Source organism: Nonomuraea sp. NPDC002799 (assembly GCF_053592075.1).
The window spans coordinates 247,670-267,494 of record NZ_JBSFVA010000008.1; the positions used below are offsets into that span (position 1 = coordinate 247,670).

Sequence of the window (19,825 nt, forward strand, 5' to 3'; positions counted from 1 at the left end):
TACTTCCTGTTCCGATAGCCTCGATCAGGTGAGTCGATTCGCCCATCCCGCCGGGGACCGGCATGCCGAGATGCTGCCCCATGAGCGCCCGCCGCAGGCGCCCGCCGACCTCAACCGGATCAATCCCGCGATCTGGCCCCGAACGTCGACGCGGATCGATGGCGTGCTCACCGTCGGCGGTGTGGACGTGCGCGATCTGGCCCGCGATCACGGCACCCCGCTCTACGTCCTCGACGAGGACGACGTCCGCTCCCGCATGCGCGACTACGCCACGGCCTTCGCCGGCTCCGAGGTCCACTACGCCGGCAAGGCGTTCCTGTGCAAGGAGATCGTGCGCTGGCTGGCGGACGAGGGCCTGGGCCTCGACGTGGCCAGCGGCGGCGAGCTCGCGGTCGCGCTCAGCGTCGGGTTCCCGCCCGAGCGCATCACGATGCACGGCAACAACAAGTCCGTCCCCGAGCTGACCAGGGCGCTGGAGGCCGGCGTCGGCCACATCGTGGTCGACTCCTTCGACGAGATCGCCCGGCTCGGCTACCTCGCCGAGCAGCACGGCAAGCGGCCCAAGGTGATGATCAGGGTCACCACCGGGGTCGAGGCCCACACCCACGAGTTCATCGCGACGGCGCACGACGACCAGAAGTTCGGGTTGTCGCTCAACGCCGGGGCGGCCGCGGAGGCCGTCCGCCGCATCCTCGCCCTTCCGCAACTCGAGCTCGTCGGGCTGCACTCGCACATCGGCTCCCAGATCGTGGACACGGCCGGGTTCGAGGCGGCGGCCAGGCGGCTGGCCTCGCTGCTCGTGCAGATCAAGGACGAGCACGACGTGGTGCTCCCCGAGCTCGACCTCGGCGGCGGCTACGGCATCGCCTACGTCGAGGGCGACGAGACGCCCGACATCAAGGAGCTGGCCGACGGCCTGCGGGAGATCGTCACCAAGGTCTGCCTCGACGCCGGCCTGCCGGTGCCCCGCCTGACCGTGGAGCCCGGCCGCACCATCGTCGGCCCGGCCGGCGTCACGCTCTACGAGGTCGGTACCGTCAAGGACGTCGAGGGCCTGCGCACCTACGTCAGCATCGACGGCGGCATGAGCGACAACGTGCGCTCGGCCCTCTACGGCGCCGACTACACCGCCGCCCTGGTCAGCCGGGCGAGCCAGGCCGAGCCCATGCTCAGCCGCCTGGTCGGCAAGCACTGCGAGAGCGGCGACATCATCGTGCGCGACTGCCACCTGCCGGACGACCTCGCGCCGGGCGACCTGATCGCGGTGGCCGCCACCGGCGCCTACTGCCGGTCGCTGGCCAGCAACTACAACTACCTGCCCAAGCCCGCCGTGGTGGCCGTCGCAGGCGGCGTCGCCCGGGTGATCGTACGGGGCGAGACCGAGGACGACCTACTGAGGGGGCAGCTGTGAAACCGCTGAAAGTGGCTCTTCTGGGCTGCGGCGTCGTCGGCTCACAGGTCATCAGGCTCATGCACGAGCAGGCCGCCGACCTGAGCGCCCGCATCGGGGCGCCGCTGGAGCTGGCCGGGGTCGCCGTCAGGAGACTGGGCCGCAAACGCGACATCGACGTGGACCCGTCGCTGCTGACCACCGACGCCGAGGCGCTGGTCACCCGGGACGACGTCGACATCGTGATCGAGGTCATCGGCGGCATCGAGCCGGCCCGCGCGCTCATCGTCGCGGCCCTGTCCCAGGGCAAGTCGGTCGTCACCGCCAACAAGGCCCTGCTGGCCGAGGACGGCGCCACCCTGCACGAGGCCGCCAGGACCGGCCACGGCGACCTCTACTTCGAGGCCAGCGTGGCGGGCGCCATCCCGCTGCTGCGTCCGCTGCGCGAGTCGCTGGCCGGCGACCACGTCATGCGGGTCATGGGCATCGTCAACGGCACCACCAACTACATCCTCGACAAGATGGACACCACGGGCGCGTCCTTCACCGACGCCCTGGAGGAGGCCCAGACGCTCGGCTACGCGGAGGCCGACCCGACGGCCGACGTCGAGGGCTTCGACGCCGCCGCCAAGGCCGCCATCCTGGCCGGGCTCGCCTTCCACAGCCGCGTCACGGCCGCCGAGGTGCACCGCGAGGGCATCACCGACATCACCGCCACCGACGTGGCCTCGGCCAAGGACATGGGCTACGTCATCAAGCTGCTGGCCATCTGCGCCCGCTCCGATGACGGCCGCTCGTTCGGCGTGCGGGTGCATCCGGCGATGATCCCCCGGTCCCATCCGCTGGCGGGGGTGCGGGAGGCGTACAACGCGGTGTTCGTGGAGGCCGAGTCGGCCGGCGAGCTGATGTTCTACGGCAAGGGCGCCGGCGGCGCCCCCACGGCCTCCGCCGTGCTCGGCGACCTGGTGGCCGTGGCCCGCAACCGGCTGGCGGGCACCCGCGGGCCCGCCGAGTCCACCTACGCGGACCTGGTCGCCCATCCCATGGGCGAGACCGTCACGCGCTGCCACGTGGCGCTGGACGTCGCGGACAAGCCGGGCGTGCTGGCGCGGGTGGCGGAGCTGTTCGCCAAGCACGACGTCTCCATCCAGACGGTCCGCCAGGAGGGCCACGGAGCCGACGCCCAGCTCGTCATCGTCACCCACCGGGCCACCGACGCCGCCCTGTCGGCGACCATGGAGGGCCTGCGCGAGCTCGACATCGTCCGCGCGGTGGCCAGCGTGATGCGCGTGGAGGGCGACGAGTAGCGTTCGCTCCGGGTCCGCCCGGGACGGAAGGCCGCGCCGGGTCAGTGGTCGCCTTCCTGGGAGGGCCGAGCAAGCTTTCGCCTGGGCGGCCCGGGGTCAGCGTTCGCCGGGGAAGGCCAGGTCGCGGACGCGGCGGACGGCTCGCTTCAGGACCGTGCGGTTCTGGGCGCGGGCGAGGCGGACCGCCTCCTTGCGCCAGCCTTCCGCCTTCTCCCGCCAGCGCGCCGCGTCCCTGCCGTTCTTGCCCGCCTCCCTGCGCAGGTGCGCGATCTCGGCCCGCAGGGCGGCCGTGCGCCTGCGGTGCAGGGCGATCTCCTTCTCGTGCTCGGCGGCGAGCCTGACGAGCTCCGGGACCGGCTTCCGCCGGGGCGGATAGACGGCCGGACGGCGCCGGAAACCCCAGCTCTCGCCGTCCACCCACCCCAGACCGAAAAGGTGGTCGATCAGGTCGTCGGGGTCGTCGTCCGGAGTGGCCGTCAACGCGGCTCTGGACAACGCCGCCGTGCGGTCCAGACGGGCGGTCACCACCCCGTCCGCGCCCTCGGCCAGCGCGACGCAGACGGCGCCGGCGTCCTGCTCCTCCAGATGCGCCACCAGGCGCTCCAGCGTGTCCGTCGACGGGACCCAGCCAGGGGGGACCGTCAGGCGGAACGGAGCCGTCCTCTCGGCCGGGGCGGTCAGGTGCACGCGGGGGTCGTGCTCGAAGGTGGCGCGGAGCAGGCGCAGGTCGAGGTCCGGGCCGGCGAGCGGGGAGCGGCGGTCCGGGCTCAGGGTGTCCCAGGCGCCGGTGAGGGTGACCCTGACGTCGGGGATCGAGCCGCCCAGCAGGCCGTCCACCGTGGCCCTGACGTCCTCGTACGAACCCGCGGGCACCACCGCGTCCACGTACGGCACCAGCCACTGGCGGCCGGCGTCCGTGCGCAGATAGCGCCGGTACGGGACGCGGTCGGCCACGTACGGGTCGTTGAAGCGTTTCAGCGCGGCCCAGTCGCGCATCGCGGTCGGCAGGCCGACGTGCCAGGCCCGCGACTGCGGCTCGGGCACGAACACCACGCCGGCCTGGGTGAGCCGGTAGCCCAGCTCCGTGTCCTCGGCCAGCACCAGCGAGGTGTCCATGCCGCCGATCGAGCGCAACAACGCGGCCGGGTAGGCCGCCGTGGCGCCGACGTGGACGCGGGTGGCCAGGGAGTTCGGCGCGGCGCGGAGCCCGTCGTGGTCGTCGATGATCTTCTCGGCCCAGTCGTGGCGGTGCGGGGACAGCGGGAAGAGCGCCTCCTCCTCGCCCGCAGCCAGCGCCTGGCGGACCCGCTCCTGCGTGGGCAGGTCGCCGGCCGGGGTGAAGTCGATCCAGCCCAGCGTCACCACGTACGGAACCAGGTGGTGCCAGCGGAGCTGGGCCTCCACGTGCCGCCGGTGGGGCACCATGTCGGCGTCCAGCACGAACACGACCTCGCCCGTCGCGACGTCCAGACCCGCCTGCACCGCCCAGGCCCGGCCCCAGCCGCCCGGCGGGCTGGAGATCAGCTTGGTCGCGGCCGGGACGATCTCCGGCAGGTGGAGCGGGACGGCGCTGCCGTCGTCCACCACGACGACGTCGAGCAGGTGGGAAGGGTAGCTCTGGGCCGACAGGGCGGCCAGGGTCAGATCCAGGGTCTCCTGGCGGTCGTGGGCGGGGATGACGACCGTGACGGTGAGCGTGGGCTCCCACGCGCCCAGCGCGGGCGGGGCGAGCACGCCGTAGTCGTTGTGCGGGACGCGGGGGATGCCGGTCATGGGCGCGGGCTCCCGTTCATGGCCATGAGGGCGTTCGGGCGGAAGCCGCGCCACTGCTGCCGGTTGCGCTGCAGGAAGGTGCCGATCGGCTCCTGCCAGGTGTGGTTGGCCGCCGGGCCTCTGCGCAGGATGTAGCCGAGCCCGTGCGTACGGTAGATCTGCCCGCCCGCCGCCTGCAGCGCCTCCTGGAACTGCGTGTCGACCGAGCGCCGCAGCGGCCTGAACCCGCCCACCGCCTGGAACGCCGACCGCTCGACCAGGATGGTGCCGCCGGCGACGAAGCTGGTGATCTGCTCGGTGACCTGTCTGCGGTGCACGGTGACGTCGATGGCGGACAGGTAGACGAACTCGGGCACCGTGCCGACCACCTGAGCCCCCGAGTACGCATGCGCCAGCAGCAGATCGGCCAGGAAGTCGGGCCCGTACCAGTCGTCGTCGTCCATCTTCAGCAGGAACGAGCCGGAGGCCCGGGCGGCGGCCTCGTTCAGGACCTCGCCGAAGACCGCGCCCCGGTCGGCCTCGAACACCGTCACCGGCCCCTCGAACCTGGCGACCGCCGCCGCCACGTCCGGATGGCCCTGGGGGACGCCGTGCAGGGCGAGGATCACCTCCAGCTGGACGCCGCGCTGGCGGGCGATCTGGTCGAGGGCGAAGGAGACCATGTCGGTGCGGCGGGTGGCGAGCAGGACCGAGGTGAGCGGGGGCGCGGGCGCGGGGGCGCCGAGTTGCTCCCAGCGGGCGGCCACGCCGTGGGTGCGCAGCGCGGCGCGGCGCAGCCGGATGCTGTGCTCCTCCCGCCGGAGATCATCGGAGATGTCCGGGCAGAGCTCGATCAGGTCGATGAGCTCCGCGCCGAGCGCGCCCGCCCAGCGCGGCACCGCCTCCGAGACCAGCGGCACCCCCGCCGCGGCCAGCCCGGTCAGCACCCGCGCCGCCGTCAGCGGGCCGCTGTGGGCATGGTGCCAGTCCACCGTCACGCCGCGCACCTGCCGCAACCTGGCCACGTCGGCGTCGGTGACGCCGCCCGACTCCGCGAACGGCGTCACGACCTTCCCCTCCAGCACCACCGACCACCGGCCGTCGCGCTCGGCCAGGGAGGCCATGCCACGGGAGGGGGTGGTGACGAAGCCCTGGGGGTTCACCAGCCGCTCGTCCACCGGGGGGACCATGGACGGCTCGCCCAGCACGTCGGGATCGGACAGCGGGGAGCCGGCCATGCCGGGACGGCCCAGGCGCTCCCAGGTCGCCGCCCGCACCGTGGGGCGCTCGATGGGCGTCTGGTCCCCGGCCCACGCGGCCTCGGCGCTCGCCGTGGCTTCGGCCCACGCGGTTTCAGCGTCGGCCGTGGTTTCGGCTTCCGCCGGGTCGTGCGTGCCGCCCGCGACCTCGACGGCGGAGGTGGTGAGCGTGCGCAGGACCATGTCGCTGCCCGGCGCCCCCACGCGTTCCGGCACCGGCCCGGTCACCTCGGCGGGCGTCGCGTTCGGATCGCCGGGCCGCCAGTTCGCCGCGCCGACGCCCGCGATGGCCGCCGCGGGCGCCGCGATCACGTCCAGGCGATGTCCCGCGAACGCCCGCGCCGTGGCGGCGACCGTACGTCCCGCGGGCGTCGCGGCGGAGAACCGCGCGTCGACCACCCACACCCGGTTTCTGGGCTGGTACACCCGCAGATCCGTCAGCGACCGCCACCGGTGCGCGGGCGTGGGGGTCGGCACGGGCGCGGGATGGGAGGCCGGGGTGTCCAGCACGGCGACCACCACCCGCTCGGCCTGCGGCAGCAGCTTGTGCAGCGTGGCGATCCTGCGCAGGTCGGCCGGCGTCTTGGCCAGCACGAGCACCTCACGCTCCGGCTCGGGCGCGGCGGGCGGCTCCAGGAGGTCCCGGTCCAGGTCCACCGCGATCCGCCCGGCCGCCCCCGCGTACAGCGGCTCGACGTCGTCGATCCCCGCGAAGAAGACGGGCGCCCCACGGAGCTCCGCCAGCAACTCCCGGATCACCCGGTGCTCCGCAGGTTCCTGATCAACGAGCTCAGGCCGCCGCGCGGGGCCTCGCCGGTAGACGGGGGCGGCGCGGCGGACAGCCGTTCGACCTCGGCGCGCAGCCGCTCCACCTCCGCCCGCAACTCCTTGGCCTCGTCCAGCCGCCGCCCCGCCAGCGCCCGCCACTTCGCGGGGTCGCCGGTCAGCGGCTCGGCGTCCTCCGCCGGCGCGAACCCGTACTCGCTCCCGCTGACCCACTCCGACCCGAACATCTCGTCCACGAGATCGTCCGCCGTCCCTTCGAACAGGGCGGCGCGGGCGAAGGCGGCCGTGCGCTCCAGACGGGCGGTCACCACCCCGTCCGCGCCCTCGGCCATCGCCACGGAGATCAAGCCGAGCACGTCCTTGTCGGCGCGCCGGACGAGCCGGTCGAGCGTGTCGGCGCCGAGCACCCACCCGGCGGGCACGCTGAGCTGGAAGGGAGCGGGCGCGGCGGAGGCGGGTACGCTCTCCGCGAACACGACCCGAGGCTCATGGGCATAGAGATTGCGCAGCAGCCGCAGGTCCAGAAGGGGATCGTCGAGGCTGGAGCGGCGCTCGCCGGTCAGCTCGCCCCACGGCCCGACGAGCGTGACGGCGGCGTCGGGCAGGGTCCCGGCCAGCGCCGCGTCCACGCTCGCGCGCGTCGGCTCATAGCCGGTCGCCGCCACCACGACCCGCACGTACGGCACCAGCCACTGCCGCCGGGGATGCCCGCGCAACCAGCGCAGCTCGGGAATGAAGTCCCCGAGATAGGACCAGTTGTGCCGGTGCACCTCCTTCTCCCGCGTCATCACGGTGGAGGGCCCCACGTGCCACGCCCGGGCCTCGGGGTCGGGGATGAACACCGCTCCCGCCTGCCCCAGCCGGTAGCCGAGCTCGGTGTCCTCGGCCATGTTCAGGCCGGTGTGCACGCCGCCGGCCGCGCGCAGCAGCCCGGCGCGCACGGAGGTGGAGGCGCCCGTGTGCAGCAGGTACGCCCCCGCGCCCGCGTCCTTGAGCCCCCTGGTCGACTCCAGCGTCTTCGTCGTGTACGCGGACCGCGTGCCGTCCTCGCCCGGCGCGTCCACGAACCGCGTGTCGCCGATCACCACGGCGTAGTCGATCAGGTGGTGCCAGCGCAGGTGCGCCTCAAGATGGTCGTCGGCCAGCAACATGTCGGAGTCGAGCCAGTGGATCACGTCTCCGGTGGCCGCGAGCTGCCCGGTCTGCCGGGCCGCGCCGCGCCCCCACCCCTCGCTCACCCGGACGACCCGCGCCCCCGGCACGTCGAGCGGCGGCGTGCTGCCGTCGTCGGCGACGATCACCTCGACGAGCTCCGGCGGGTACGTCTGCCGCGCCAGCGCCGGCACCGTGCGCTCCAGCGCCCGCGCGCAGTCGTAGGCGGGGATGACCACGGAGACCCGTAACGACGGCTGCCACGACCCCATCGCCGGCGGCCGCAGCACCCCGTAGTCGTTGTGCCTGACCCGCGCAGTCATGGGGGCCGTCATACGGTGTCCTTGGCCGGCGCGCGAAGCTCCGCGCGCAACTCCTCCACCTCTCGCGCCCGCGCCATGGCGTTGACCCGGTCCTCCCCGAGCGAGGCCAGGATCGCACCGAGGTCGTCGGCCCGCCGCGCGGCGGAGTCCTCGACGGCCTGCACCAGCACGTCCAGCCGGTTCTCGATGGTCTTGAGCGCGGTGGTGGTCCTGGCCAGCTCGGCCTCATGCTTCTTGATCCGCAGGTCGATCCGGTGCGCCTTGCCGTCGACGCGGCGCAGGAGGACGGCGAGGAACGCGAGACCGGCCAGGGTGATCAGGAAGGCCACCGTCGCCGCCGCCGCACCGAGGGTGATCAGGTCGGCGAGCACGAGGAGCGCGAGCGCGCCCAGCGTCAGAACTGCGAGAAGTGCGGCGGGGGCTGCCAGTCGGCGGGGCGAGGGCATCCACGCAAACCTTTCGTAGATCGGCGCCCCACCTCAGGACAACTGAGGCTTCTGGGACATCTGGGGGTTATTGACACCCTAATCAACATTGGCCACAGCGGTGGCAAAAGTTCCTGGAGGATCACTGGCAATCAGATCTCCCCAAAGCGGTACTTACGTCTACTAGTCAGTAAAACCGGCGTAAGGTAGGCGCCGGTCTTGGTCTTGAGTCGGAGGAGCCCATGTCCTTCACCCCTTGCGGCTTCGTGCGTACGCCGGAGAAGGGGCTGGCCCGCCTGCATTGGGCGGACGGCAACTGGGCTGTCGACGGCGAGCCGCCCGACGTGCCCGCGTTGCGCCCGCTGCGCGGCCTGGAGGTCGAGTGGCCCGCCCGTGAGGTGCCGCTGCCTGGGCTGATGTCCCTGGCCGCCGCCGGCGTCCCGCTGACGGCCCAGCACGCGCCGCCCTGGGTGCCGGCCGGGCTCGCCGCCCTGCTCACCGACCACGACTGGCTCGGCCACGCGGCCGACGGCACCGCGCGATCCCTGGCCGACCTGCGGCGGGAGGAGCACAGCGTACGCCTGCGCCGCCTGGCCCATCCGGTGACCACCCCGAAGATCAGCATCGTGATGTCAAGCATGCGGTCAAACCTGGTCGGCACGGCGCTGGCCCAGATGGAACGCCAGCGCGGCGTCGCGGCCGAGGTGCTGCTCGGGCTGCACGGGGTGGCGTTCGAGCGGGTACGGGAGGCGGTCGAATCCTGTTCGCTGCCCGTGCGGCACGTCGAGGCGCCGGCGTCGGTGCCCTTCGGCGAGGTGCTCAACCAGGCGGCGGCCCTGGCCAGCGGTGACTATCTGGCGAAATGGGATGACGACGACTGGTACGGCCCGCAGCACTTGTCCGACCTGGTCATGGCCCTGTCGTACAGCGGGGCCGACGTGGTCGGCACCACGGCCGAGTTCTTCTACCTGGAGCCGTTGCGGGCCATGGTCAGGCGTACGACGTTCGCGAGCGGGGCGCGCTATCCGAGCGAGGTCTGGGGCGACCACGTGGCCGGAGGCACGATCCTGGTACCCCGGGCGAAATTCCACGAAATAGGCGGCTTTCCGGGTTTGCCGCGAGCCGTCGACCTCGAATTCCTGAAAACGGCGCACAGCGCGGGAGCTCGCATCTACCGGACCCACGGCCTGGGCTACGTCCTGCGCAGAGGACTCAGCGACCAGCACACCTGGCAACTTCCGCTGGCCCACTTCCTCAAGGTGGCGGCCGGCCAGTGGCGCGGCTTCCGCCCGAGTCTGCTGATGGAAGCCGCATGACGACGGAGCACGACCCCGCACCGGCGCGGCTTCCGGCGCGGCTTCCGGTGCGCGGCAACGACTATCGGGTCCTGGCCCCCGCGCAAGGCCGCACCCCTGAGCTCAAGGTCAGCGTCGTCATCCCCTCGTATGGTGGACAGGACAAGCTTGACCTGGTGCTGGCCGGCCTCGCCCGGCAGACCTACCCGGCGGAGCTGACCGAGGTCATCGTCGTCGACAACGGCACCACCCCGCCGCTGCGCCTGCCCGCCACACGCCCGAGCGGCACCCGCCTGATCGTCTGTGCGCGGCCCGGCCGGGCCGCCGCCCGCAACGCCGGTCTCGCCGAGGCGACCGGCGACGTGATCCACTGGCTCGACTCCGACGTGGTGCTCACCCCGGGCGCGATCGAGGCCCACATGCGCTGGCACCACGCCGCGCCCTACGTCGTCGTGACGGGCTACCTCAGGTTCACCGACGCAGAGCCGCCGGCCGAGCTGCCCGACGACCTCGAAGCGTACTTCGAGCCGGCCGAGCCGCACGCCTGGATCGTCGACCTGGTCGAGCGCACCGACGGCCTCACCGACAACCCCCAGCGCCCGTTCAGCCTGCACGTCGGCGGCGCGACCTCGGTCAACGCCCGGCTGATCGAAGCGGCCGGGCCCATGGACGACGACCTGATCCTCGGCCAGGACACCGAGATGGGCTACCGCCTGGCGCAGGCCGGCGCGGTCTTCGTCCCCGAGCCGGCCGCCCGCGCCTACCACCTCGGCCCCACGATGCGCATGCGCGACAAGCAGCCCATCGACCGGGTGAGCCACGCGTTCGTGGCCGACCGCATCCCCGCCTACCGCTGGTTGCGCGGCCATCCTGGACGGCAGTGGAAGATCCCGTACGTCACCGTCGTCGTCGACGGCGCCGCGGGATACGACGAGGTCCGGGCCACCGTGGACGCGCTGCTCGCCGGCACCGTGCCCGACATCTCCATCCTCCTGCTCGGCCCCTGGGACACCCTCCAGCGCGACCGGCGCGCCCCGCTGCAGGATCCCGATCTCGACCTCGTCCTGGTCTGCGGCCACTACGAGCACGAGGGCCGGGTACGCCTGTCGACCACCGGAGACGTCGACCCCGCCGTGCCCTTCGTGCTGCGTCTGCCGCCCGGCTGGATCCCCGGCGAGGACAGCCTGGCCCGGCTGTTCGACCTGGCCCGCGACGAGGGCCTCGGGCTGGTGAACGTGCTGCTCCACGAGTCCTCCCAGGGCGTCGTGGCGGCCCGGCTCGAACGCGCGTCGGCCTTCGCCAGGGCTCGCATCGTGCGCACGCCGGGAGACGACCTGGACGATGTGGTGGACGCGGTGTCCGGCGTGTCCTGGGTCGAGGGGGAGACCTACGGCTTCACCACCGAGGCCGTGCCGCTGCTCGGGCGGCGCGGCGCCTACCGCGCCAGGACGGAGGCGCAGGCGGAGGCCGCCAGGCTGGCCAAGGAGGTCGAACGGCTGCGCGGGCAGGTGGTCAAGTGGAAGGAGGAGGCGGGGCGCTGGCGCAAGTCGGCCGTGGAGCTCCGGCGCGAGGTCGGCACGTTGCGCCGCCAGGTCGCCGCCGCCAACCGGGCCCAGCAGAGCCTGCGCGTCCTGGTGTCCACCACCATGAAGCGCGCCCTCGGCAAACGCCTGCACGGCTGACCCACTGGCCCCGCCTGACGTGTGCCCCCCAAAGGGAACCGCCCGCCCGAAACAGCGCGCCGCTTTGAGAGCGGCGCGCTGCCCGAAGGGCGTCAGTTGGGGCGCAGGGCGGACTTCAGGCGTCTGAGCAGGGTCTGCTCGGGCGGCTCGGCGGTCACCGCCGGCACCGGCGCGGGGATGGTGACCGGCTCCGGCTGGGCCGGCGCGGGCCAGAAGCGGTCCGGCGGCTCGTGGCGTACGCCGTGGGTGGTGTCGATGAGGTCGTCCAGGTCGGCCCCCGCGTCGGCGAGCAGCGCGGCGCGCCCGAGGGCGGAGGTGCGTTCGAGGCGGGCCGTGCGCCCGTCGGGCAGGTCGACGACCAGGACGCCGGCGAGGTCCTTCTGCACCGACTCGATCATGCGCTCCAGCGTGACCCGGTGCAGCGCCACGTCCACCGGCCCCCGATAGCGGAACGGCGTCGGGGAGGGCGTCGGAGCGGCCTCGTCGATCAGGCGGACGCGTTCGTCGTGCGCGAACAGATCACGCAGCAGCCGCAGCTCGAAACACGGGTCGGAAAGGGAGAAACGGCGCGAGTCGTCCAGCCGGGACCACGGCCCCACCAGCGTCACCACGACGTCCTGCAGCTTCCCGTCCAGCGCCGCCGCCACCGCCCGCCGCACCACGGACTCGGAGGTGTCGGTCACGTCGAGCACGATCTCGACGTAGGGCACCAGCCACCGCCGCGCCCGATCCTTGCGCAGGTCACGCCGTAGCGGGATGCGATGCGCCAGGTACGGCTCCACCGCCCGCACGGCCCGCTCCCTGTCACGGTGCTGCGCCGGCAGCCCCAGATGCACGGCCTGCGCCGCCAGGTCCGGCACGAAGACCACGCCGTGCATGGCCAGCCGGTAGGCGAACTCGGTGTCCTCGCCCCGCGCCACGGTCGGGTCGAGACCGCCCACGGCGTCGAAGACCTCCCGCGGCAGGGCGAACGTCGGCCCCGTGCACACGTGATAGGGATTGCGGCTCTTGCGCAGCCCGTCGGTCTTGGCGATCGTCGCCTCGGTGGAGCTCGCCACGGCCCCGTCCAGCTCGAACAGCTCGCTTAGATCTCCGGCCTGGAAGACCTGGCGCGGCGTCACGGGCGGCGCGTCGACGAACTTCTTCATCCCGATCGTGACCAGGTAATCCGTCACGTGATGCCAGCGGGCCAGGGCCTCGATGTGCTCCCGGCAGGCCACCATGTCGGCGTCGAGCCGCTGGATGATCTCGCCGTCGGCGGCCTTGGCGCCGGTGTTGACGGCGTTGGAGATGCCCCAGTTGTCGCGTACGCGGACGACGCGGCTGTTGTCCGGCCTGATCTCGGGCAGCCGGATCGGCGGCGTGCTGCCGTCGTCGACGACCAGGACCTCCAGCAGATGGCCAGGGTACGTCTGCGCCGCCAGCGCGGCGAGCACCAGATCGAGCCGGTCCTGCCCGCCGTACGCCGGTATCACCACGCTCACGGACAGTGCGGGCGACCAGGCGCCGAGCTGCGGCGCCGTTACTGGTGAATAGTCGTTCTGCCTCAGCGCAGGACGCGCGTTCATGGTGGTGACCCCCTTCCGCGACCCTATCGGGAGATGCTGAGAATTTCCTGAATAGTGCCCCTGTCCAACCCATCGCCCCACCCGTGCGCCTGACACGGATCCGAGGCCGCCCGGCCCCCGCCCGACCTGCGCCGGGGCGGTGTCCGACCCGTGGACGCGGCTCCGCGCGGGGTGCGGCACCCCGTACACTCTGTGCCCAACACCGCAGGTAGAGGGAGTCATCATGAGCAGGTCGTGGCGTGGCCTCATCGAGGAATACCGCGAGCGTCTTCCCGTCACGACGAAGACGCCGGTCATCACGCTCCTCGAAGGCGGCACACCGCTGGTGCCCGCCCGCCGCGTCTCGGCTCTGACCGGGTGCGAGGTCTACCTGAAGGTCGAGGGGGCCAACCCGACGGGCAGCTTCAAGGACCGCGGGATGACGATGGCCATCAGCAAGGCGGTCGAGGAAGGCGCCAAGGCGGTCATCTGCGCCTCCACCGGCAACACCTCGGCCTCGGCCGCGGCCTACGCCGTGCGCGCCGGGCTGACCTGCGCCGTGCTGGTGCCCAAGGGGAAGATCGCCATGGGCAAGCTGGCCCAGGCGCTCGTGCACGGCGCCACGCTGCTGCAGGTCGAGGGGTCGTTCGACGACTGCCTGGAGATGACCCGCAAGTTGTCGTCCAGCTACCCGATCGCGCTGGTCAACTCTGTCAACCCGTTCCGGTTGCAGGGGCAGAAGACGGCCGCGTTCGAGATCGTCGACACGCTGGGCGACGCGCCCGACATCCACTGCATCCCCGTGGGCAACGCGGGCAACATCTCGGCGTACTGGATGGGTTACCAGGAATACTTCGGCGACGGCGTGTCGACGAGGCGGCCGCGCATGTTCGGCTTCCAGGCCAGCGGCGCGGCGCCGATCGTCGAGGGCGCGCCGGTCAGCCATCCGCACACCATCGCCACCGCCATCCGCATCGGCAACCCGGCCTCCTGGTCGCTGGCCACCGCGGCCCGCGACGAGTCCGGCGGGGTCATCCAGGCGGTGACCGACCGGCAGATCGCGGCGGCGTACAAGCTGCTGGCCCAGGAAGAGGGCGTGTTCGTGGAGCTCGCGTCGGCAGCCAGCGTGGCCGGCCTGCTGCAGGCACACGCGCAGGGCCTGGTCGAGCCCGGTCAGCGCATCGTCTGCACGGTCACCGGCAACGGCCTGAAGGATCCCGACTGGGCGATCGCCGGCGCGCCCGCGCCGGTCGTCATCCCCATCGACGTCCACGCGGCCGCGGCGGCGCTCAACCTGGCCTGACGGCGCGCACACGGGGGCCCAGGGGTGGGCACGGGAGGAATCGAGTGAAGAGCGTTGTGATCCGCGTGCCGGCCACGTCGGCGAACCTCGGGCCGGGGTTCGACGCGCTGGGGCTGGCACTGAGCCTGTACGACGAGGTCGAGGCCACGCTCACGGGGGAGCCCGGCGTCCACGTCACCGTCGAGGGGCAGGGCGCGGGAGAGGTCGACACCGGCGAGGGCCATCTGATCGTCCGGGCGATGCGCCTGGCGTTCGCCCGCATGGGAGACCCGCAGCCCGGCGGGATCAGGTTGCGATGTTCTAACAGGATTCCGCACGCCCGCGGTCTCGGGTCGTCGTCCGCCGCCGTGTGCGCGGGCATCCTGGCCGCCCGCGCGCTGGGCGAGGGGGAGCTCTCCGACGACGAGGTGTTCGCGCTGGCCACCGAGATGGAGGGCCACCCCGACAACGTGGCGCCCTGTCTGGCCGGCGGGCTGACCGTGGCCTGGTCGGACCACGCCGGGGCCCCGCGTATGGTGAAGCTGACTCCCGACCAGCGGGTCCGTCCTGTCGTCGTCGTTCCTTCGACGCGGCTGTCCACGGAGACCGCTCGGGGGTTGTTGCCGAAGGACGTGCCCCACAAGGACGCGTCCTTCAACGCCGGCCGGGCCGCGCTGCTGATCGCCGCGCTGACCCAGCGGCCCGAGCGAGGGCTTCTGCTCGCCGCCACAGAAGATCGGCTCCACCAGCACTACCGCGCGCCTGCGATGCGGGAGAGCGCGAATCTGGTAGAACGTCTCCGTGCGGTGGGCGTGCCCGCGGTCGTTTCGGGAGCGGGTCCCACGGTTCTTGCGTTTTCGACATCGGATACGCAGGATTTGATCGCACCACAAGTGGGTAATGACTGGCACATCCAGCTAATGGACGTCGACCCGTTTGGTGCGAACGTTCAGTTCCCCGAGACACGCTGATGCCTCTTTAGACCTTCAGGGAATAGCCGTGCGCGCTGGTGATGTTAGGCTGATAGCCGCACCAGATGCCCCCTTGGTGGGTGCGTGCTTGTCAGCCATACATCGCTGCATCATGCTGCACGTCGCGAGGCGTGGGCAGCGCGGCTGTCTCCCCGGAATCCGTTTGCCTCCGGTTGGCCCACACCCGGTTGGCCCAACGCGAGGCGGCGACGACGGGGACCTGCGCGTTCGAATCATCTGGCCGGCGACAGCATCTGGGGGGTCTCAGCCACACGCCAAGGGCCCAATTGGTGATGTGGACGAGCCCCTACCCAAAAGTGGCGGCCGTCCTCAGCGACAGCCGAAGATCGCAAAGTGCACCCCGACCCGGTCTGTCCCGCCGGATCGCAAGCACCTCCGGGACGCCCGGCAGAACAAAACCGGCGCCCGACCCCTGGGAAGGACCTTTTAGTTGAGCGACACCACCGAACTCCTCTCCGACGCATCAGGCGCTGAGCCGGCGTCCGGGGACACCCCCACCCGCGCAGCGGCCAAGCCGCGTGCGCGTCGCTCCGGCACCGGCCTGTCCGCCAAGGTGCTGCCCGAGCTGCAGAAGATGGCCGCCGAGCTGGGCATCAGCGGGACCGGGCGCATGCGGAAGAGCCAGCTCATCGCGGCCATCCAGGAGAAGCAGGGTGGCGGTTCCGGAGACGGCGCGGCGACGTCCGCGCCCGTAGCAGAGGCCGCGCCCGTCACGACTGAGGCGGCGCCGGCGGCAGAGCGGCCCACCCGCGTCCGCAGGGAACGTTCCCGGGTCAAGGCGGCCGAGGAGCCCACTCCGCAGCCCGCCGCGCAGCCGGCCGAGCCCGTGGCCGTGGCGCCCGAGCCCGTCGCCGCCGCCGTCCAGGCGGAGCCGATCGTGGAGCAGCAGTCCCAGTCCGTCGACACCGGCCAGAGCGACACGCGCGCCGACCGCGGCGAGAGCCGTCGTGAGCGTCGCAGCCGCGGCGAGCGCCGTGAGCGTGGCGACCGTGGGGGCGACCGCTCCGGCGGCGACCGCGGTGAGGGCGGTCGTGCCGACAGCCGTACTGACAACCGTGCCGACAGCCGCTCCGACACCCGTGCTGACAGCCGCGACGGTATCCGCGACGGTCGTGACAGCCGGGATGGTCGTGACAGCCGCGACGGTCGTGACAGCCGCGATGGCCGTGACAACCGTGACGGTCGTGACGGTCGTGACGGCGGTCGTGCCGACCAGCGCGAGCGGGTCTCCGACGCCGGCGGCCGTGCCGACCAGCGCGGTGACCAGCGGACCGACCCGCGCGGTGACCAGCGGAGCGACCCACGCAACGACCCGCGCGGCGGTGTCGATGACGATGAGCGCGGGCGTGGCCGCAGGGGCCGCTTCAGGGAGCGCAACCGCGGCCGTGGCCGTGAGCGCTTCGACAGCAATGAGCCCGTCATCGGCGACGACGACGTGCTCATCCCGATCGCCGGCATCCTCGACATCCTCGACAACTACGCGTTCGTCAGGACCAGCGGCTACCTGCCGGGCAGCAACGACGTCTACGTCTCGCTGGCCCAGATCCGCCGCAACGGCCTGCGCAAGGGCGACGTCATCACCGGCGCCGTCCGGCAGCCGCGCGACGGCGAGCGGCGTGAGAAGTTCAACGCCCTGGTCCGCCTCGACACCGTCAACGGCATGGACCCGGAGCAGGCCCGCAACAGGCCCGACTTCAACAAGCTGACGCCGCTCTACCCGCAGGAGCGCCTGCGCCTGGAGACCGAGCACAACATCCTCACCACGCGGATCATCGACCTCGTGGCGCCGATCGGCAAGGGCCAGCGCGGTCTCATCGTCTCGCCGCCGAAGGCCGGCAAGACGATGGTGCTGCAGGCGATCGCCAACGCGATCACCCGCAACAACCCCGAGTGCCACCTCATGGTCGTGCTCGTGGACGAGCGGCCCGAAGAGGTCACCGACATGCAGCGGTCGGTCAAGGGCGAGGTCATCCACTCGACCTTCGACCGTCCCGCCGAGGACCACACCACGGTCGCCGAGCTCGCCATCGAGCGGGCCAAGCGTCTGGTGGAGCTGGGCCACGACGTGGTCGTCCTGCTCGACTCGATCACCCGCCTCGGCCGCGCCTACAACCTGGCGGCCCCGGCATCCGGTCGCATCCTGTCGGGTGGTGTCGACTCCACGGCGCTCTACCCGCCCAAGCGCTTCTTCGGCGCCGCCCGCAACATCGAGAACGGCGGCTCGCTGACGATCCTCGCCACGGCCCTGGTCGAGACCGGGTCCAAGATGGACGAGGTCATCTTCGAGGAGTTCAAGGGCACCGGCAACGCCGAGCTCAAGCTCAACCGCGGCCTGGCCGACAAGCGGATCTTCCCCGCGGTGGACGTGGACGCGTCCGGCACCCGTAAGGAAGAGATCCTCATGGGCAAGGACGAGCTCCAGATCGTCTGGAAGCTGCGGCGTGTCCTGCACGCGCTGGACATGCAGCAGGCGCTTGAGCTGCTTCTGGAGAAGATGAAGGAGACCAAGTCCAACGCGGAGTTCCTCCTGCAGGTCCAGAAGACCACGGTGAGCAACGACCGCGACTAGCGGCTCCGTACGTGAAGGGGCGGCAGGGTTCTCCCTGCCGCCCCTTTCCGTTGCCCAGGGTGTGGTACGGGGGCTAGCCCCACCCCTGTGAGGGAAGCCTGCCGGATTCACTCCAGGCGTGCGCCGGTGCACGCTGGAGGGCATGCGATCGGTGGCGTTGAAAGACCGCGTGCCCTACGGGCCGAACGGGCCCCTGGGGGTCCTGACGGATCCCATGACCTGGCGGGCGGCACCGTACTTGCTGATCAGCGCGGGGTTCGGGCTCGGCTGGTTCATCGTGTTGTCCGTCGCGGTGCCGATCTCGCTGTCACTGGCGATCGTCTGGGTGGGCGTGCCGCTGTCGATGGCGACCGTGCTGATGTGGCGCGGCGGGGCGATGCTGGAGCGGCGGCTGCTCAGGGCGGCGTTCGGGATCAGGATCCGCGACCCCTACCGTGCGCGTCCCGAGCGGGGCCTGGGCGCGCACATCCAGTGGCTGCTGGTGGATCCGGCCACCTGGAAGGACCTGGGCTATCTGCTGATGCTCCTGCCGCTGGGGATCGTCGAGGCGGCGGTGTCGTTCGCCCTGTGGACGGGCTCGGGCCTGGCGCTGATCCAGCCCCTGCTGCTCGCGCTGCAGGAGGGCGCCGGGTTGCGCTCCGACGCGGTCGTGGACGACTGGGCCGGGGCCTGGGTGCTGGCGGCCATCGGCCTGGGGCTGCTGGTGCTGACGGCGTACCTGATGCGGGGGATGGCCTGGCTGCACGGCACCCTGGCCGTGCTGCTGCTCGGCGGCAGCGAGGAGGAGCGGCTGCGGGCCAGCCGCGCGCGGGGGGTCGACGCGGCCGAGACCGAGCGGCGCAGGATCGAGCGGGACCTGCATGACGGCGCTCAGCAGCGGTTGTTGTCCGTAGCGGTGGATCTGGGGCGGGCGCAGGCGAAGTTCGACGACGATCCCGAGACGGCCAGGTCGCTCATCGTCCAGGCGTACACGGGCACGAAGGCGGCCATCGCCGAGCTGCGCAACCTGGCCAGGGGCATCCATCCGGCCATCCTCAGCGACCGCGGCCTGGACGCGGCCCTGTCAGGGCTGGCGGCGCGGGCGCCGATCCGGGTGGACGTGTCCGTCGACCTGGCGGCGCGGCCACCGGCCGCCGTGGAGAGCATCGCGTACTTCATCGTGGCCGAGACGCTCAGCAACATGGCCAAGCACTCCGGCGCCACCGAGGCGTCCGTCACGGTCGTCAGGGATCATCGCGGCGTGGTCGTGGACGTGTGGGACAACGGCATCGGGGGCGCGGTCATCACCCCGGGAGGCGGCCTTTCCGGGCTGGCCGACCGGGCGGCCACCATCGACGGCCTGCTCGTCGTGCACAGCCCTCTGGGGGGTTCCACGCTCGTGCGCGCGGAGTTGCCCTGCGAGTGGTAGTCATGTGGCCATGCGCGTGGTCATCGCCGAGGATTCCGTCCTTCTGCGCGAAGGGTTGTCGCGGCTGCTCGCCGACGGCGGCATCGAGACGGTCGCGGCCGTCTCGGACGGGACGGCGCTGGTGGCGGCGGTGCTGGAGCACGACCCCGACCTGGCCATCGTGGACGTCCGGATGCCGCCCAGCCACACCGACGAGGGCCTGCGGGCGGCGCTGCGGGTCCGCTCGGTCAGGCCCGACTTCCCGATCCTGGTCCTGTCGCAGTACGTCGAGGAGCGCTACGCGGGAGACCTCATCGGCAGGGCCGTCGGCTACCTGCTGAAGGAGCGGGTGGCCGACGTGGCCGAGTTCCTGGAGGCGGTGCGGCAGGTCGCGGCGGGCGGCACGGTCATCGACCCCGAGGTGGTCGTGCAGTTGCTCAGCCGCCAGCGTCGTGGCGCGCCGCTCGACTCGCTCTCCCCGCGTGAGCGCGAGGTCCTGGCCCTGATGGCGGAGGGCCGCTCCAACACGGCCATCGCCACCAGGCTGGTCGTGTCCGAGGGTGCGGTGGAAAAACACATCTCCGGCATCTTCACCAAGCTGGCCCTCGGGCCGGCGCCGGAGGACCACCGGCGAGTGCTCGCCGTGCTGACCTACCTGGGACGCTGACCTACCTGAG

At 72.1% G+C, this 19,825-nt stretch carries 14 protein-coding genes; 9 read left to right on the forward strand and 5 right to left on the reverse strand.

Features of this window, described 5'->3' with window-relative positions; translation table 11 throughout:
- Window positions 1-28: 28 nt before the first annotated feature.
- Window positions 29-1,411, forward strand: coding sequence for a diaminopimelate decarboxylase (gene lysA, locus ACWD0F_RS18145; RefSeq protein WP_449876748.1), 1,383 nt, complete (start codon window positions 29-31; stop codon window positions 1,409-1,411).
- Complete coding sequence (locus ACWD0F_RS18150; protein ID WP_449876750.1) at window positions 1,408-2,697, forward strand: homoserine dehydrogenase; 1,290 nt, start codon at window positions 1,408-1,410, stop codon at window positions 2,695-2,697. The genes lysA and ACWD0F_RS18150 overlap by 4 nt, the downstream gene beginning before the upstream one ends.
- A gap of 96 nt (window positions 2,698-2,793) precedes the next feature.
- On the opposite strand, the gene ACWD0F_RS18155 is transcribed toward ACWD0F_RS18150, so the two are convergent.
- Genes ACWD0F_RS18155 through ACWD0F_RS18170 form a run of 4 tightly spaced genes read right to left on the reverse strand, consistent with a single transcriptional unit; the run spans window position 2,794 to window position 8,415 of the window.
- Entirely contained in the window at window positions 2,794-4,470 is a 1,677-nt protein-coding gene (locus ACWD0F_RS18155; RefSeq protein ID WP_449876752.1) for a glycosyltransferase, read from the reverse strand.
- Entirely contained in the window at window positions 4,467-6,467 is a 2,001-nt protein-coding gene (locus ACWD0F_RS18160) for a glycosyltransferase (RefSeq protein WP_449876754.1), read from the reverse strand. Before ACWD0F_RS18160 ends, ACWD0F_RS18155 begins: the two co-directional genes overlap by 4 nt.
- Entirely contained in the window at window positions 6,464-7,969 is a 1,506-nt protein-coding gene (locus ACWD0F_RS18165; RefSeq protein WP_449876756.1) for a glycosyltransferase, read from the reverse strand. Before ACWD0F_RS18165 ends, ACWD0F_RS18160 begins: the two co-directional genes overlap by 4 nt.
- 8 nt (window positions 7,970-7,977) lie before the next feature.
- Complete coding sequence (locus ACWD0F_RS18170) at window positions 7,978-8,415, reverse strand: hypothetical protein (protein ID WP_449876758.1); 438 nt, start codon at window positions 8,413-8,415, stop codon at window positions 7,978-7,980.
- 221 nt (window positions 8,416-8,636) lie between these two features.
- Between ACWD0F_RS18170 and ACWD0F_RS18175 the strand changes: the two genes are divergently transcribed.
- Both ACWD0F_RS18175 and ACWD0F_RS18180 read left to right on the forward strand, forming a co-directional pair.
- On the forward strand, window positions 8,637-9,710 hold the full coding sequence (locus tag ACWD0F_RS18175; protein ID WP_449876760.1) for a glycosyltransferase family 2 protein: 1,074 nt from the start codon (window positions 8,637-8,639) through the stop codon (window positions 9,708-9,710).
- Window positions 9,707-11,371 (forward strand): glycosyltransferase family 2 protein, encoded by a 1,665-nt coding sequence (locus tag ACWD0F_RS18180; protein WP_449876762.1) that lies wholly within the window; start codon window positions 9,707-9,709, stop codon window positions 11,369-11,371. The genes ACWD0F_RS18175 and ACWD0F_RS18180 overlap by 4 nt, the downstream gene beginning before the upstream one ends.
- 92 nt (window positions 11,372-11,463) lie before the next feature.
- On the opposite strand, the gene ACWD0F_RS18185 is transcribed toward ACWD0F_RS18180, so the two are convergent.
- Entirely contained in the window at window positions 11,464-12,939 is a 1,476-nt protein-coding gene (locus tag ACWD0F_RS18185; RefSeq protein ID WP_449876764.1) for a glycosyltransferase, read from the reverse strand.
- Between the two features lie 223 nt (window positions 12,940-13,162).
- On the opposite strand from ACWD0F_RS18185, the gene thrC reads away from it, so the two are divergent.
- The 5 genes from thrC to ACWD0F_RS18210 all read left to right on the forward strand — a co-directional run bounded on the left by thrC (window position 13,163) and on the right by ACWD0F_RS18210 (window position 19,815).
- Window positions 13,163-14,221, forward strand: coding sequence for a threonine synthase (thrC, locus tag ACWD0F_RS18190; RefSeq protein WP_449876766.1), 1,059 nt, complete (start codon window positions 13,163-13,165; stop codon window positions 14,219-14,221).
- 56 nt (window positions 14,222-14,277) lie between these two features.
- A complete protein-coding gene (gene thrB, locus ACWD0F_RS18195) occupies window positions 14,278-15,171 on the forward strand; it encodes a homoserine kinase (RefSeq protein WP_449876767.1) in 894 nt (297 codons plus the stop codon).
- Between the two features lie 451 nt (window positions 15,172-15,622).
- Window positions 15,623-17,761, forward strand: a complete 2,139-nt coding sequence (rho, locus tag ACWD0F_RS18200; protein WP_449876768.1) for a transcription termination factor Rho — start codon at window positions 15,623-15,625, stop codon at window positions 17,759-17,761.
- A 142-nt stretch (window positions 17,762-17,903) separates the two neighbouring features.
- On the forward strand, window positions 17,904-19,169 hold the full coding sequence (locus ACWD0F_RS18205) for a sensor histidine kinase (protein WP_449876769.1): 1,266 nt from the start codon (window positions 17,904-17,906) through the stop codon (window positions 19,167-19,169).
- 10 nt (window positions 19,170-19,179) lie between these two features.
- Window positions 19,180-19,815, forward strand: coding sequence for a response regulator (locus ACWD0F_RS18210; RefSeq protein ID WP_449876770.1), 636 nt, complete (start codon window positions 19,180-19,182; stop codon window positions 19,813-19,815).
- The last annotated feature ends 10 nt before the right edge of the window (window positions 19,816-19,825 follow it).

What these genes read in the sequence shown, in the direction of transcription:
- ACWD0F_RS18155 (WP_449876752.1), bottom strand. Translation starts at nt 4,470, where the DNA reads ATGACCGGCATCCCCCGCGTCCCGCACAACGACTACGGCGTGCTCGCC.
- ACWD0F_RS18165 (WP_449876756.1), bottom strand. Translation starts at nt 7,969, where the DNA reads ATGACTGCGCGGGTCAGGCACAACGACTACGGGGTGCTGCGGCCGCCG.
- ACWD0F_RS18170 (WP_449876758.1), bottom strand. Translation starts at nt 8,415, where the DNA reads ATGCCCTCGCCCCGCCGACTGGCAGCCCCCGCCGCACTTCTCGCAGTT.
- ACWD0F_RS18175 (WP_449876760.1), top strand. Translation starts at nt 8,637, where the DNA reads ATGTCCTTCACCCCTTGCGGCTTCGTGCGTACGCCGGAGAAGGGGCTG.
- ACWD0F_RS18180 (WP_449876762.1), top strand. Translation starts at nt 9,707, where the DNA reads ATGACGACGGAGCACGACCCCGCACCGGCGCGGCTTCCGGCGCGGCTT.
- ACWD0F_RS18185 (WP_449876764.1), bottom strand. Translation starts at nt 12,939, where the DNA reads ATGAACGCGCGTCCTGCGCTGAGGCAGAACGACTATTCACCAGTAACG.
- thrC (WP_449876766.1), top strand. Translation starts at nt 13,163, where the DNA reads ATGAGCAGGTCGTGGCGTGGCCTCATCGAGGAATACCGCGAGCGTCTT.
- ACWD0F_RS18205 (WP_449876769.1), top strand. Translation starts at nt 17,904, where the DNA reads ATGCGATCGGTGGCGTTGAAAGACCGCGTGCCCTACGGGCCGAACGGG.
- ACWD0F_RS18210 (WP_449876770.1), top strand. Translation starts at nt 19,180, where the DNA reads ATGCGCGTGGTCATCGCCGAGGATTCCGTCCTTCTGCGCGAAGGGTTG.